This is a genomic window from Acidobacteriota bacterium, assembly GCA_016712445.1.
Lineage (GTDB): Bacteria > Pseudomonadota > Alphaproteobacteria > Caulobacterales > Hyphomonadaceae > Hyphomonas.
This window is the reverse complement of the sequence record JADJRB010000002.1, coordinates 94,896-110,010: the sequence shown is the minus strand read 5'-3', so window position 1 is coordinate 110,010 and position 15,115 is coordinate 94,896. Positions and strand designations below refer to the sequence as shown.

Here is a 15,115-nt window from a genome sequence, read left to right as displayed (position 1 = left end):
TTGCATCTGATGTCACGAAGTCCCCCGGAGCAATACACTCAACCAGACAACACGCGCGAGATGGCGTTTGGTTCCGCGCTGTCGTGAATTTTCGGGGAAGTGGCTCCGTGAGCAGGACTCGAACCTACGACCGGGCGATTAACAGTCGCCTGCTCTACCAACTGAGCTATCAGGGAATAGCCGGAGACGGGGGAATAGCAGACCGCGCACCCTGTTCAAGTGCCTAACTGCGGCCCTTGCACAATTTCTGGGAGGGCCCTGCCCCTGCCTGCGCCACAAGAAAAAAGGGCGGGAGCGTGAGCTCCCGCCGAAGGCGTTGGGTGATGGTGGGTGTCTCCAAAGAAGACACGTTGAAGGTCGCCCGATATGGTTAATTCGGGGTTAACGAACTCCAGTAATGTGGATTTGACCTGTTCATACCTGACCGGAGGCCGGTGCGGCGCGGGTTTCAGCAGTGTGGGAAGGTCTGGAGGCTCCACCCGGAATCGAACCGGGGTGCACGGATTTGCAATCCGCTGCGTCACCACTCCGCCATGGAGCCTCAGGCAGGAGCGCTCCCTAGCAAGGCTTGGGGGGCGAGACAATCGGCCCCGGCAGGCAAAATCACGGCGGCTGGAAGATTGCGCGGCGCGCGCGTCGTGTTACATGGCGCCTGACTGGCAGCTTCGCAGATGGAAGTGACTCGCATGGATTACGATCAGGCCCGTGAGATCATGGTGGACAGCCAGATCCGCCCGAACGACGTGACAAATCCGGAGATCGTGAGCGCCTTCCTGCGCACGCCGCGTGAAGTGTTCGTGCCCAATTCGCGCAAGGGCGTGGCCTATTCCGAACTGGAGATCGCCACCTCGCCGGGCCGGGCGCTGTGGACGCCGCGCGATACCGCGAAACTGATCAAGCTGGCAGGGATCCGGCCGAGCGATGTGGTGCTCGTGGTCGGCGCCGGGGCGGGCTACGAGGCGGCGTTGATCAGCCATCTCGCCGACACCGTGATTGCGCTGGAAGAGACCGCCGCGCTGGTCGACGCGATGGCCCAGCGGTTTGCCGATGTGGGCATTGACCGCGCCGCGCCTGTGGAGGGCGCGCTGGACAAGGGCCTGCCGGAACAGGCGCCGTTCGACGTGATTTACGTGGCCGGCATGATCGAGACGATGCCGGGGGCCTGGGCCGGCCAGCTGCGCGAAGGCGGGCGGCTGGCGGTCGTGATGGCTGAAGAGGGCGGAATCGGCCGCGGCAAGGTGTTCACCAAGGCCGGAACCACCCTGGCGGCCCGGGAAGGCTTTGACGCCTGCCCGCCGCGTTTTTCGGCCTTTGACCGGAAACCTAGCTTTAGCTTCTGACTGGTAGACGCAGCTGGTGCGACTCTGCCGCAAGGTGAACAGTGTTCACCTTTGCAGCCGGGTCACTATATTGCCTGTGCCCAGCTGAGGATGAACTGCGATGCGCTCCCGGAAACTGACCCTTCTTCTTGGCGCGAGCCTGTCTTGCCTCGCCTTTGGTGCCCCGGCACAGGCGGAGACTCTGAGCGAAGCCGTGGCCGCAGCCTTCGGGACCAACCCGCAGCTGGAAATCCAGAAGTATCAGACGGATATCGCCCGCCAGAACCTGAAACTGGCGCGCTCCGGCGCGCTGCCGCAGGTCAACCTGACCGGCAGCGGCGGCTATGAATATGTCGATACCAATTCGGTGCTGAACTTCGGTACGGGCGACCGTCCGATTGCGGCCGCGCAGTTGCAGGCAATCCAGCCGATCTACACGGGCGGGCGCGTGAGCGCCGGGATCCGGCAGGCCGAAGCGGGCATCGACTCCGCCGACAGCACCTTCGATGCGGCGCGCCAGGACCTGATCCTCGATGTGGTGACGGCCTATGTGGACGTGCGCCGGGACCGTGAAGCGGTGGCCATCCGGAAAAACAATGTTGAAGTGACCAGCGAGCAGGTGCGCGCGGCCGAAGACCGGTTCGAGGTCGGCGTGGTGACGCGCACGGACGTGGCGCAGGCGCAGGCGCGGCTGGAAGGCGCCCGCGCGGCACTGGCCGGCGCAGAGGCGACGCTGCAAGGCAGCGAAGCATTCTATGAATTCCTGACCGGTCAGGCGCCAGGCGACCTGGCGGCCCCGCCGCCCTTCCCCGTGCTGCCGCCGGATGTCGAATCGGCGTTTGCCGAGGCTGAAGCGAAGAATCCCTCGATCCAGGCGGCCCGTGAGGACCTGCGCGCGGCCGGCGCGGGCGTGGACATCGCCCGGGCGGACGGGCGTCCGCAGATCAGCATCGTCGGCACGGCCGGCATCCAGGAGACCTGGGGCGACACGAGCCGCCGCGACACCAACGTGTCCGCCGTGGCGCAGGGCCGCATCCCGCTGTTCACCGGCGGCGCCGTGAAGGCGCAGGTCAACGCTGCGAAGCTGCAGCGCGAGCAGGCCCGGCGCCGGATCGACGCGTTCGAGACACAGGTGCGGGCACAGGTAGCGCAGGCCTGGTACGGCTACGAAGCGGCTACACGGGCCATCGAGGCGTCGCGCCGGCAGGTCGAGGCCGCTGAAATCGCCTATGAAGGCGCGAAGGAAGAGCTGGCCGTCGGCGTACGCACGACGCTGGACGTGCTGGACCAAGAACAGCAGCTGTTCGAGGCCCGGCTGGCGCTGGTGGGCGCGGAACGGGACGCCTACGTGGCAGCACACCAGCTGTTGCGGGCAACCGGCGGACTCGACACCATCGGCTGAGCGACTGGCGCCGGGCGCGCTTCCGCGTTAACTTTGTCAAAGGGTTGTTAACCGGATTCGGCCTACCCCTGACTAAAGGTCTGGGAATCGATTCCAGTAACGAGGGGCTAAGATGGCCAACGAAGCACACAAAGAACCGACGATGGAGGAAATCCTCGCGTCGATCCGCAAGATCATCTCGGACGATGAGCCGGCACCGGCTCGCGCGGGTGGACCGACCGTCACGCCGCTGCGGGAAGTGTCGCCCGCGCCAGTGAACGACTATGAGGACATTGAGGACGCCACGGTTGGCGACATCCTCGACGAGACAGACCAGACGATGTTCGAGGCCGATGATGCCCCGGAACCGGCTCCGGTCATGACCACCAAGCTGACCGGGCCAGAGTTCACCTTCGAGGAAATGCTGGGCAGCGCCCGCGAGGCCGCCGGCCAGGCCGTGCCCGAGCCCGCCCCGGCTGCTCCGGCACCGATCACCCGCACACCGCCTGCACGCCCCACCTTCCCCGCTTCGGAGACGACCATGCAAACGAGCGCCCGCTACGCCCAAACCGTCCTCACGGATGACCAGACCGCAGACGTCGCCGCCGGCGCCCTCGGCAAGCTGATCTCGAAAATGGAGGTCCGCGGTGACAACACCATCGAGGGGCTCATCAAGGAAATGCTGAAACCGATGATCAAGGACTGGCTGGACGCCAACCTGCCGACGATCGTCGAGGAGAAAGTGGAAGCTGAAGTACAGCGCATCGCCCGCATGGCGCGCTAGCCTCAGCCCCTAAACTTGATATAGGGAACGGCGCGCCTTCACAGGCGCGCTTTTCTTTTGTGCTTTTGCCAGACTGATTTCCGAAGATGCTTGACCAGAGATTTGACCCGACCGAAGCCGAGCCGCGCCTCTACAAGGCCTGGGAGGAAGCGGGCTGCTTCCATCCATCGGGCGACACGAGCGCGCAGGCCTATTCCATCGTGATCCCGCCGCCGAACGTGACCGGCTCGCTGCACATGGGGCACGCCCTGAACAACACGTTGCAGGACGTGCTGGTGCGGTTCGAGCGGATGCGCGGCAAGAACGTGCTGTGGCAGCCGGGCACCGACCATGCGGGCATTGCGACGCAGATGGTGGTGGAGCGCCAGCTGGCGGCCGGCGGCAGCAACGAGAGCCGCGCGAGCCTCGGGCGCGAAGCATTCGTCGAGCGCGTGTGGAAATGGAAAGCCGAGAGCGGCGGCACGATCGTTGGCCAGCTGAAACGGCTGGGCGCGTCGTGCGACTGGAGCCGGGAGCGGTTCACGCTGGACGAAGGCCTGTCGAAAGCGGTCACGAAAGTGTTCGTCGATCTCTACAACAAGGGGCTGATCTACCGCGACAAGCGCCTCGTGAACTGGGATCCGCATTTTCAGACGGCGATTTCGGATCTCGAGGTCGAGACCAAGGAAGTTGCGGGGCATTACTGGCACCTGAGATATCCGTTGGCGGACGGTGTGACCTACGAACATCCGGTCAAGGATGAAGACGGCAATGTCACGATGGAGACGCGCAACTACATCGTCGTTGCGACGTCGCGCCCCGAGACGATGCTGGGCGATACGGGCGTTGCGGTGCATCCGGACGACGAACGCTACAAGGGTCTCGTCGGCAAGTTCGTCCAGCTGCCGATCGTCGGACGCAAGGTGGCGATCGTGGCGGATGAGTACGCCAACCCCGAGAAGGGCTCGGGCGCGGTGAAGATCACGCCGGCGCATGACTTCAACGACTTCCAGGTTGGCGAGCGCGCCGGGCTGGCGAAGCTGAACATCCTCAGCGCGGTGGCGGCAATCGTCGACGACGCCGAAGCCGATGCGGCCGGCATTCCGGCAAGCTATCGCGGCCTCGACCGGTTCAAGGCGCGCGAGAAAGTGGTTGCCGATTTCGAAGCGGCCGAACTGCTGGACCACATCGAGAATGTGAAGATCGAGCAGCCCTTCGGCGACCGCTCGAACGTCGTGATCGAGCCGTGGATGACGGATCAGTGGTATGTCGACGCGAAGACGCTGGCGCAGCCGGCGATTGCCGCGGTGCGCGAGGGCAAGACGCGGTTCGTGCCCGAGAACTGGGAGAAGACGTATTACAACTGGATGGAAAACATCCAGCCGTGGTGCATCTCGCGCCAGCTCTGGTGGGGGCACCGGATTCCGGCCTGGTACGGTTTTGAAACCTCTGGCGACCTATTTATTGAAAACCAACTAAAACTCTTCGTTGCCGAAGACGAAGCGGAAGCGTTGAGAATGGCGATGACGGTCTATCCGGGTCACGTGTTCGTCGCGGATTCTAAGCAGCAAGCGAAAGAGCAAACGTTCACATTTGACCGAACCGAAAAGGAACGAGTGTTCGCAATTTGGCGAGACGAGGACGTGCTCGATACTTGGTTCTCGTCGGGGCTCTGGCCGTTCTCCACGCAAGGCTGGCCGGAGAAGACGAAGGACCTCGAGACCTTCTACCCGACCTCCACGCTGGTGACCGCGTTTGACATCATCTTCTTCTGGGTTGCCCGGATGATGATGATGGGCATCGAGTTTACCGGCCAGACGCCGTTCAAGGACGTCTACATCCATGCCCTCGTGCTCGACGAGAAGGGCCAGAAGATGTCGAAGTCGAAAGGCAACGTCATCGATCCGCTCGAGCTGATCAACGAGTTCGGCGCGGACGCGCTGCGCTTCACGATGGGCCGCATGGCCGGTCAGGGACGTAACATCCGCCTGTCGAAACAGGCTGTGGAAGGCAACCGTAACTTCTCCACCAAGCTTTGGAACGCCGCACGATTCGCCGAGATGAACGAGTGCGGCGCACCGGGCGACTATGATCCGTGTGCGGCCGAACGGCCGGTCAACCAGTGGATCCTCGGTGAACTGGCGGACTGTGTTGCCGAAGTGACCAAGGGGCTGGAAGACTACCGGTTCAATGATGCGGCCGGCGCGCTCTACAAGTTCATCTGGAACACGCTGTGCGACTGGTACCTGGAGCTGATCAAGCCGCTGCTGGCGGGCATGGATGATGCGGCGAAGGCGGAGACGCGCGCGGTGTGCGGGTTCGTGCTGGACGAGTCGCTGAAGCTGCTGCACCCGTTCATGCCGTTCGTGACCGAAGAGCTGTGGGATCGCCGAGCGCCGGGCCGTGCGGATGACAAGGGCTACCTGATGCTGCAATCCTGGCCGGCTGCAACTGGTTTTGGACATGCGGATGCGAGCGCTGAAATCGAATGGCTGATCGAGATGATCACGGAGATCCGTTCGCTGCGCAATGATCTCGGCGTGCCGGCCGGGGCGAAGGTGCCGCTGACGCTGGTCAATCCGTCGGCGGAAGATGTCGAGCGGCTGACGCGCAATGATGACGTGCTGCGGCGCATGGCGCGGCTCGATGAAACGGCGACGGCCGATGCCCTGCCCGCAGGTTCGGTGTCGACGCTCGTGGGGTCGACCGTGGCGGCGCTGCATATTGCAGACCTGATCGACCGCGACGAGGCGCAGAAGCGCCTGGACAAGGAGATCGCGACGCTCGAGAAGGACATCCTCTCAACCGAGAAGAAGCTCGGCAATGCCGACTTCGTGGCACGGGCGCCGGAGGAAATCGTCGAGGAAAACCGTGAGCGGCTGAAGGACTGGTCGGTGCGGCGCGACAAGCTGAAAGCGGCGCGCACGGCGCTGGCGGGTATCTCGTGATCCGCGCCGCGCTGGCCGCGCTCGGCTTCGCGCTTGCGGCGTGTACGACAGTAGTGGAGGCCCCGGTGGCGGAAACGACGGACTGGCGGCTGGTGATCCATGGCGGCGCCGGCGTGATCCTGCGCGCGGACATGACGCCGGAACGCGAAGCGGCTTACGAGGCGGCGTTGCAGGAGGCGATGGAAGCGGGCGCCGACGTGCTGCGCGGCGGCGGCGAAGCGATCGACGCCGTGCAGGCGGCGGTGCTGGTGATGGAAGACGATCCGCTGTTCAATGCCGGCTATGGGGCGGTGTTCACAGCCGATGCCCGCCACGAACTGGACGCCGCGATCATGGACGGGCGCGATCGCAATGCCGGTTCGGTGGCCGGCGTGACGCGCGTGAAGAATCCGATCCTCGCGGCGCGGGCGGTGATGGACCAGTCCGAACACGTCATGTTTGCCGCCGGCGGCGCCGATGCGTTTGCGGAGGCGCAAGGGCTGGAGATGGTCGACAACACCTACTTCGACACCGACTGGCGCCGCGAAGCCTTGCAGCGCGTGCTCGACGAGCGCATGCGCACGGCAGCCGACCGGCACGGCACGGTTGGCGCGGTGGCAATCGATGTGAACGGCAACCTTGCGGCGGCAACCACGACCGGCGGGATGACGGCGAAAGCCGCCGGCCGCGTGGGCGACACGCCGCTGATCGGCGCGGCGACGTATGCCGAGAACGGCGTGTGTGCGGTGTCGGCGACCGGGCATGGCGAGTATTTCATCCGGGTCGGCGTCGCCAAGACGATCTGCGACCGGGTAAAACTGCTGGGCGAGCCCGTGGACGCGGCGGCGCAGGTGGCGCTGGACGAGGTGGCCGCCCTCGGCGGCGATGGCGGCGTGATCGTCATTGGCGGCGACGGTGTGCCCGCGTTCGTGTTCAATTCTGCGGGCATGTACCGCGGCCAGATTGACGCCTCCGGGGCAAAGGTCGCCATTTATGGCGACGAATAGGCTCTTTTCCGGAAGGAAATTGCGCGCTAGGGCCTTTTGAAACTCTGATTGGAAACCGCCGATGACCAAGAAATGGGACAAGTCCCGCCTGCCCTCGCGCCACGTGACCGAAGGGCCGGAGCGCGCGCCGCACCGCAGCTATTATTACGCGATGGGCCTGTCGACGAAGGACATCCAGAAGCCCTTCGTGGGCGTGGCGTCGTGCTGGAACGAAGCGGCGCCGTGCAACACCGCGCTGATGCGCCAGGCACATGCGGCGAGCAAAGGTGTGAAGGCGGCCGATGGTACGCCGCGCGAGTTCTGCACCATCACCGTGACCGACGGCATCGCCATGGGCCACGAAGGCATGCGCTCGTCGCTGGTCAGCCGCGAGGTGATCGCGGACTCGGTCGAGCTGACGATGCGCGGACATTCCTATGATGCGCTGGTTGGCGTGGCGGGCTGCGACAAGTCGCTGCCGGGCATGATGATGGCGATGCTGCGGCTGAACGTGCCGTCGGTGTTCATCTATGGCGGCTCGATCATGCCGGGGCATTTCGAAGGCAAGGACATCACGGTGATGGACGTGTTCGAGGCGGTTGGCGCGCATGCGGCTGGATCGAACGAGATGACCGAAGCGAAGCTGCATGCCATCGAGAAGCTGGCCTGCCCGGGTGACGGCGCCTGCGGCGGCCAGTTCACGGCGAATACGATGGCCTGCGTTTCCGAAGCGATCGGCCTCGCGCTGCCGCTTTCCTCGGCGCTGCCGGCCCCGAACCTCGACCGCGACGCCTACTGCGTCGAGAGCGGCAAGGCGGTGATGCACCTCATCGAAAAGAACATCCGCCCACGGGATATCTGTACGCGCAAGGCCTTCGAGAATGCGGCGGTCGTGGTGGCCGCGACGGGCGGATCGACCAATGCGGCGCTGCACCTGCCGGCGATGGCGCATGAATGCGGCGTGCAGTTTGACCTCAAGGATGTCGCCGAAATCTTTGCGAAGACGCCGTACATCGTCAGCCTGAAGCCGGGCGGCGAGTATGTGGCTAAGGACTTCGGTGAAGCGGGCGGCGTGCCGATGCTGCTGCGCACGCTGTACGACGCGGGCCTCATCCACGGGGACTGCATGACCGTGACCGGCAAGACGGTGGCGGAGAACATCAAGGACGTGGTGTTCAACAAGAACCAGAAGGTCATCCGCGAAGCGCATGATCCGATCTCTCCGAATGGCGGCGTCGTCGGTCTCTGGGGATCGCTGGCGCCGGATGGCGCGATCGTGAAGGTCGCCGGTCTCGCAAACCTGACCTTCACCGGCCCGGCGCGCGTATTTGACGGCGAGGCGGCCTGTTTCAAGGCGGTGTCCGAACGCGCCTACAAGGAAGGCGAGGTGCTGGTGATCCGGTACGAAGGCCCAAAAGGCGGACCAGGCATGCGCGAGATGCTGTCGACGACGGCGGCGCTGTATGGCCAGGGCATGGGCGACAAGGTTGCGTTGATCACGGATGGCCGGTTCTCGGGCGCGACGAGGGGCTTCTGTGTCGGACATGTGGGGCCGGAAGCGGCGGATGGCGGACCGATCGGGCTGCTGCGCGACGGCGACATCATCACGCTGGACGCCATCAAGGGCACCATTGACGTGCGCCTGACGCCTGCCGAGCTGGCCGATCGCAAGCGCGACTGGAAACCGCGCAAGACGATGTACGGCTCTGGCGCGCTGCAGAAGTTCGTCAAGCTCGTCGGGCCCGCCCATCAAGGCGCGGTGACGCATCCCGGCTTCGAAGGCGAAGACCACGTCTACGCGGATATCTGAGGCGCGGCCGCCCTGCCCTTCCGGTTCCGGCCTGCGCGCTCTAAGCTGCGGGTTGATTGCCGACCGGGGGATTCGGACATGAGCGAGCGAGACGAGGCACCGGTGCCAGGCGGCCCGATTGATCTCAGCAACCTGCCGCCGGAGTTTGCCGGGTTCGACCGGCTGTACGAGCAGGAAATACGCCCGAACCTGATTGCGCGTGAAGCAGAGCGGGTGGCGGCGGCCCAGAAGGCTGTCCAGACCCGCTGGATTGGCGGCGCGATCATTGTCGGCGGCGCGTTGCTGGGACTGCTCGTGCTGAAGATGCCCGTCGTTTCGATTCTGGTCGCGATTGCCGGCTTCGGTGTGATCGGCTGGGGTAACATGGGCATCATGAAGCTCGCCGGCGAGGCGAAGGCGCTGATCGTGGAGCCGATTGCGCGGCAGCTGAACCTGTCCTTTACCGCGGCGCCGGGCACATGCGAGTCGATCTTCCGCCACAAGGAAGTGGGCGTGGTGCCGGGTTGGGACCGGTCGAAGTTCGAAGACCTGCTGACCGGGCGGCGCGGCGCGGTCGATTTCGAACTGTTTGAGGCACATCTGGAAGAGCGCCGCACGACGACGGACTCAAAAGGCCGCACACGGACGACCTGGGTGACGGTATTCCGCGGACAGTGCGTGCGGTTCGACTTTCACAAGACGTTCTACGGCCGCACGCTGGTGACGCGAGATGCGGGATTCTTCAACCGGTTCGGCGGCGGAAAGGGGCTGCAGCGCGCTGCCCTCGAAGATCCCCGGTTCGAGAAGATCTTCGAAGTCTACACGACCGACCAGGTGGAGAGCCGATACCTGCTGACGCCGGACCTCATGCAGAAGCTGGTCGATCTGGAAACGACGTTCAAAGGCGGAAAGCTGAAGACCGCGTTCGACGGCGGAGAAATGCTGATCACTGTACAGGGCGGCAACCTGTTCGAGCCGGGCTCCATGTTCAAGCCGCTGGACAGCGCCGACCGGGTGCACGAATTGCTGAATGATTTCGCGGCGGTGTTCCGCCTGATCGATGCCGTGACGGCCGGACGCAGCCGGATGCCGCCGCCGGCCGCGCCGACACCTTAGCGCCGCATTCTGTTCACCACCGCTTCAGGCGCGCGCCGAATAATTGCCGCAGTGTTCGGAGATTGCTTGCTCATGCTGCGTGCCCTCATCCTGTCCGGAGTTCTCTCGCTCGCCTTCGCCGCGCCGGCGCTGGCGGCCGGCACGCGCGATGCGGCGGCGTGCAAGGCCATGCAGGCGACGCTGGCACCGCGCCAGACCGAAATCGCTGACCTGACGGCGGCGCGCGACGCCGCCGCCGAACTGACCGAAGTGTCCGGCGAAGCTTGGGAGGACGTGGAAATCCACCGCCTCGCCTCGAAGGCGCACGCCGCTGCCGCCGACGAGGCCAAGGCCGCTTATGAAGCGGCCAAGGCGAAGCTCGCACGCGACGAACTTGCCCTGCAGGATGCGGTCGTTCGCTTCAATGACGACGTCGCCGCCTTCAACACGCGCTGCACCTCGAAAGGCTGATCGCCCCGCCGCCTAGGGCGTGACGATGGCGAAGGGCTGGGCAGGTGCGGGTGGATCCAGGACGCCGAGGAGCGTGGCCGCGGCGGTCGGGTCGCCTTCCATCGTGAGAATGCCCTTGGCGATCAGGTCTGGCGGCTTCTGGCCGGCGAAGATCATGCCGAGGAAAGCTGCTTTCGGAAGCTTCAGCGTTGCGTCGGCGGACTGTCCGTCCCCTGCCTCATGAACGAGGACGGAGTTCCGGATGCTGACGCGGCGGGTCTCGCCGAGATCAGGAAACTCGAAATTGATCGACACCGACTTGCCCTCTGCCAAGGCCGGGTCGACGCGGACCGCGAGCATGTCGAATACCTGCTCGACGGAGATGGCGGACACGACATCCGGCGAGAGCGTCGACACGGTCGCGGATTCTGGCGCCTTGCGCGCCTCTGCTGCACCGGTGAGGTACATGTTGCGCCAAAGCGAACCTTCGGCTTGGTATCCCATCTGCTCGAACGCCTGGGCCATAAGTTCACGTGCGTCTTCGTTGGCTGCATCAGAGAACACGATCTGCTTCGTGACTTCAGCGGCCCAGCGGTAGTCGCCGCCCTCATAGGCTTCCTCGGCGAGGCGGAGCGCTTTTGCTGCGCCGCCCATTGCGGCGACGTAGCGCCTGGCGAGCTCTTCCGGTGGCCACGGATTGAGGTTGGCGGGGTTGGCATCGTACCAGCCGAGATAGCGCTGGTACACGGCCTTCGAATTGTGGGCCATCGTGCCGTAATAGCCGTGGTTGTACCATTTGGCGGACAAGGAATCCGGCAACGCGATAACCTCGGCGATTTCTTCGGCCGTGTAGCCCTTGTTCATCAGGCGCACGGACTGGTCGTGAAGGTATTTGTAGGCATCGCGGTGGGACGCCATGAAGGCGAGCACCTCGTCGTGTCCCCAACGCGGCCAGCCGTGCGAGACGAACATCACGTCGGTGTTGTCGCCGTAGAGATGGATCGCCTGCGTGAGATAGTCAGCCCAGGCTTTTGAGTCGCGCACCAGCGCGCCGCGCGGCGGCAGGACGTTGTGCATCGTGGCGTTGGCGTTTTCGGCGAGGCAGAGGGCACGCAGGTGCGGCAGGTAGAAGTTCATCTCGGCAGGAGCTTCCGTGCCGGGCGTGACCTGGAACTCGATCTCGATTCCGTCGATGACGAGCTTCTCGCCGGTTTCCTTGACGGTGTGGGTCGGCGCGATCAGGCTGAAGGTTCCGCTCGGGAGCCCGGTGCCGATGCCCGCGCCGCCCTGGCCGGCCGGACCGGGCTGGAGGCGCGTGCCGAACTGGTAGTTCGCCCGGCGGGTCATAGCCGGGCCGGCGATCAGGTTCTCGCTGACGGCGTGTTCCATGAAGCCGTCCGGCGCGATGACCTGCACCTTGCCGGCGGCTACGTCGGCCTCGCTGATGACCCCCTTCACGCCGCCGAAATGGTCGCCGTGGCTGTGCGTGTAGATAACCGCCTTGACCGGCTTGTCGCCAAGGTGCTCACGCACGAGCGACATGGCCGCTGCGGCCGTTTCCATCGAGGTCAGAGGATCGACGATGACATAACCGGTCTCGGTCGCGATCACGCTCATCACGGAGATGTCGAGCCCGCGCACCTGCCAGAGGCCGGGCGTGACTTCGAACAGGCCGTGATTGTTGAGCAGGCTGAGGTGGCGCCAGAGGCTCGGGTTCATCGTATCGGCGGCAGGACCGTCGGCGAAGTCATACGCGCTGGCATCGAACACGACGCGGCCATCGGCGGCGCGGATCTTCGGGTCGGCGAGCGTGGCGATAAAGCCTTTCGAGGCGAGCGCGGTCTCGCTCTCGTCACTCCAGGGGAGCGTTGCCGAGAATGCCGCGTTCGCCGCGATCGTGGTGGGTGTGGCGGCACCGGTGGACGGTGCGATGGTGAGCGGCGGTGTCGTGCAGGCCGCGCAGGCGAGCGTCGCCGCGAGGGTTGCGAGCAGGTGGCGCATGAGTATCTCCCCGGATGGGCGCCTGCAGGTGAAGGGCGGCGCCTCTGTCGCGATAACGTAAACGAGTGGACACAAGACGCAACGGCTCCGGGTCCGGTTTTCCCTTGCGTCGCCCCGAACCGTAACGTCTGGACGGCGCCGTTCCGCGTGGTCTAACTGCTCGCATGATCACAGGACCGACATCGAACAGCTATTACTCCCAGCGCCTTCGCCTGCACTATGCCGACTGGGGCAATCCGGAGGCGCCGCCGCTGATCCTGCTGCATGGCGGGCGCGACCATTGCCGCAGCTGGGATTGGGTCGCCGAAGAGCTGCGCAAGGACTGGCATGTGATTGCGCCGGACCTTCGGGGGCATGGTGACAGCGCCTGGTCGGCAGACGGAGACTATTCGCCGCGCTCCTGCGTGTATGACCTCGCGCAGCTGATCCACCAGAAGCAGCTGGCGCCGGTCACGATCGTTGCGCATTCCTATGGCGGGAACATTTCGCTGCGCTATGCCGGCATCTATCCCGAGAACGTGCGCAAGATCGTGGCGATCGAGGGACTGGGGCCGTCGCCGAAGATGCTGAAGGAGCGCATGGGTGAGCCGGTCGGCAAGCGGATGCGCGACTGGATATCGGCCAAACGCGAGGCGGCCGGGCGCAATCCGAAACGCTATGCGACGCTGGAGGAAGCCTACGAGCGCATGAAGACCGAGAACAGCTACCTGACCGATGCACAGGCGCGGCACCTGACGATTCATGGGATCAGCCAGAACGAAGACGGCACCTATTCGTGGAAGTTCGACAACTATTTCCGCGTGATGGTGCCGTTCGACATGCCGAACGAGGATGTGCAGGCGTTGTGGCAGGAGATCGATTGCCCGACGCTGCTGCTGTATGGCGCCAACAGTTGGGCTTCGAACCCCGAGAAGGATGGCCGGATCGCATATTTCAAGAATGCGTCGGTGAAGGTGTACGAGAATGCCGGACACTGGCTGCACCATGACCAGTTTGACCGGTTTGTGGCGGACCTGAAGGCGTTTCTCTAGTCCGCATACGGACTTAAGAAAAATGCAGGCGGCGATACTTGCCTCGGAAGTAGAGCAAGGGATCGCGGCGGGGATCGAATGTCGCGCGGAGCACTTCGCCCACGAGGATGACATGGTCGCCGCCGTCATGCATCTGATGCTTGCGGCATTCGAAGTTTGCCAGCGCGTTGGAGAGAAGCGGCGCATCATGCTGGCCGCGTTTCCACGGCGTTTGCCGGAAACGTTCCCCGGTCGTGGCCGCGAACAGGCCGGATACCGGCTGCTGGCCGATGTGCAGGACGTTGATGGCGAAATGGCCCGCCTGTTCGAGCGCCTTCAGGCTGCTCGACGTTTTGGCGATGCAGACAAGCAGCAGCGGCGGATCGAGCGAGACCGATGTGAATGAGTTTGCGGTGAGACCGACCGGCTCGCCGCCCGGCTCGAAGGTGGTGACGACTGTGACGCCGGTCGCAAAGCAGCCGAGGGCATCGCGCAGGGTGCGCGCGTCCGAACCGGATCGGTATTCCGGCACGAAGCGGGGGATGCGCCGCTCGAGGAAGTCGAGCAATGTCGCGCTGAAGAGGTCGGAACGGTCGGACGCGACGAGATGGCCGGCTTGGCCAATCTCCGCATACTCCGCGCCCGGAATCTGCTCGACTATCTTTCCGGCGGCGGCGGCATCGGTGACCGCACTGAGCGCCCCGCGCACGAACAGGACTGGCATCCTGATCTTCGGTGCGGCGGCCTTGAACCGGTTCAGTGCTTCTTCGAGATCGAAGCGGTCGAGCATGCGGGGATCGTAGCCGCCCCGGTCAGTTTCGGAGGCGGCCCGCAAGGCGCCGGCGGCGGCGCGGATGTTAGTGAGGTCTAGATGCGGCGGGGCATCGGCAAGGATCAGGCCGGAGGCGAGGTGGCCGCCGTCTTCGCCGAGCGCGACAGCCGCTACCCAGCCGCCGAGCGACGCGCCGACGATGACAGGGCGCGAGGGCAACTGGGCGAGGATAGCGCGCAGGTCTTCGACATAGGCGCCGAAATCGTAGCGCCCGTCTTCGGGCCATTCGCTCTGGCCGTGACCGCGCAGGTCGATGGCGATGACCTGGCGCCCGGCGCGCACGAGGGCGGACGCAGCTTCATTCCAGACCTCGCGGGTCTGCCCGCCGCCGTGGACCAGCAGGACCAGCGGGTCGTCCGGATCGCCGCGGCGCTCACCCCGGATCGAGACGCCGGCAAAGCCTTTGAACTGCGAAACGGGCATGGTGGTCCTTGTATGGTGCGCCTCGGCGCGGCGCTCTGGCTGCCTTTCAGCGTCTAGCGTGATCGCGCGGCGATGGCGAGGCACGCGTTACCGGCCCCGCCGCCTGCGGACCTGTGGAAAAATCGCCCGGGACGCGATG

At 64.9% G+C, this 15,115-nt stretch carries 11 protein-coding genes and 2 tRNA genes; 9 read left to right on the top strand and 4 right to left on the bottom strand.

Features of this window, described 5'->3' with window-relative positions:
* Positions 1 to 100: 100 nt before the first annotated feature.
* Both IPK75_13470 and IPK75_13465 read right to left on the bottom strand, forming a co-directional pair.
* Positions 101 to 176: transfer RNA gene (locus IPK75_13470), tRNA-Asn, on the bottom strand.
* 291 nt (positions 177 to 467) lie between these two features.
* A tRNA-Cys gene (locus IPK75_13465) sits at positions 468 to 541 on the bottom strand.
* Between the two features lie 145 nt (positions 542 to 686).
* Here IPK75_13465 and IPK75_13460 point away from each other — a divergent pair.
* The 8 genes from IPK75_13460 to IPK75_13425 all read left to right on the top strand — a co-directional run bounded on the left by IPK75_13460 (position 687) and on the right by IPK75_13425 (position 10,731).
* Positions 687 to 1,340: a protein-L-isoaspartate O-methyltransferase gene (locus tag IPK75_13460; GenBank protein MBK8199359.1), complete on the top strand. Its 654-nt coding sequence runs from the start codon at positions 687 to 689 to the stop codon at positions 1,338 to 1,340.
* 100 nt (positions 1,341 to 1,440) lie between these two features.
* A complete protein-coding gene (locus IPK75_13455) occupies positions 1,441 to 2,721 on the top strand; it encodes a TolC family outer membrane protein (GenBank protein ID MBK8199358.1) in 1,281 nt (426 codons plus the stop codon).
* A 112-nt stretch (positions 2,722 to 2,833) separates the two neighbouring features.
* Positions 2,834 to 3,484, top strand: a complete 651-nt coding sequence (locus IPK75_13450; protein MBK8199357.1) for a DUF2497 domain-containing protein — start codon at positions 2,834 to 2,836, stop codon at positions 3,482 to 3,484.
* Between the two features lie 86 nt (positions 3,485 to 3,570).
* Positions 3,571 to 6,411, top strand: coding sequence for a valine--tRNA ligase (locus IPK75_13445; GenBank protein ID MBK8199356.1), 2,841 nt, complete (start codon positions 3,571 to 3,573; stop codon positions 6,409 to 6,411).
* On the top strand, positions 6,408 to 7,397 hold the full coding sequence (locus tag IPK75_13440; protein ID MBK8199355.1) for an isoaspartyl peptidase/L-asparaginase: 990 nt from the start codon (positions 6,408 to 6,410) through the stop codon (positions 7,395 to 7,397). The genes IPK75_13445 and IPK75_13440 overlap by 4 nt, the downstream gene beginning before the upstream one ends.
* Before the next feature lie 61 nt (positions 7,398 to 7,458).
* Entirely contained in the window at positions 7,459 to 9,186 is a 1,728-nt protein-coding gene (gene ilvD, locus IPK75_13435; protein MBK8199354.1) for a dihydroxy-acid dehydratase, read from the top strand.
* Between the two features lie 78 nt (positions 9,187 to 9,264).
* On the top strand, positions 9,265 to 10,281 hold the full coding sequence (locus tag IPK75_13430) for a DUF3137 domain-containing protein (GenBank protein ID MBK8199353.1): 1,017 nt from the start codon (positions 9,265 to 9,267) through the stop codon (positions 10,279 to 10,281).
* A gap of 72 nt (positions 10,282 to 10,353) precedes the next feature.
* Positions 10,354 to 10,731 (top strand): hypothetical protein, encoded by a 378-nt coding sequence (locus IPK75_13425; GenBank protein MBK8199352.1) that lies wholly within the window; start codon positions 10,354 to 10,356, stop codon positions 10,729 to 10,731.
* A gap of 12 nt (positions 10,732 to 10,743) precedes the next feature.
* Here the strand turns inward: IPK75_13425 and IPK75_13420 are convergent, their stop codons facing one another.
* Positions 10,744 to 12,711 carry an MBL fold metallo-hydrolase gene (locus IPK75_13420; GenBank protein MBK8199351.1) on the bottom strand — a complete coding sequence of 656 codons (1,968 nt, stop codon included), beginning with the start codon at positions 12,709 to 12,711 and terminating at the stop codon, positions 10,744 to 10,746.
* Between the two features lie 164 nt (positions 12,712 to 12,875).
* Between IPK75_13420 and IPK75_13415 the strand changes: the two genes are divergently transcribed.
* Positions 12,876 to 13,742 (top strand): alpha/beta hydrolase, encoded by an 867-nt coding sequence (locus tag IPK75_13415; GenBank protein ID MBK8199350.1) that lies wholly within the window; start codon positions 12,876 to 12,878, stop codon positions 13,740 to 13,742.
* Positions 13,743 to 13,755: 13 nt separating this feature from the next.
* Here IPK75_13415 and IPK75_13410 read toward each other — a convergent pair whose 3' ends face one another.
* Entirely contained in the window at positions 13,756 to 14,976 is a 1,221-nt protein-coding gene (locus IPK75_13410; GenBank protein ID MBK8199349.1) for an alpha/beta fold hydrolase, read from the bottom strand.
* Positions 14,977 to 15,115 lie beyond the last annotated feature (139 nt).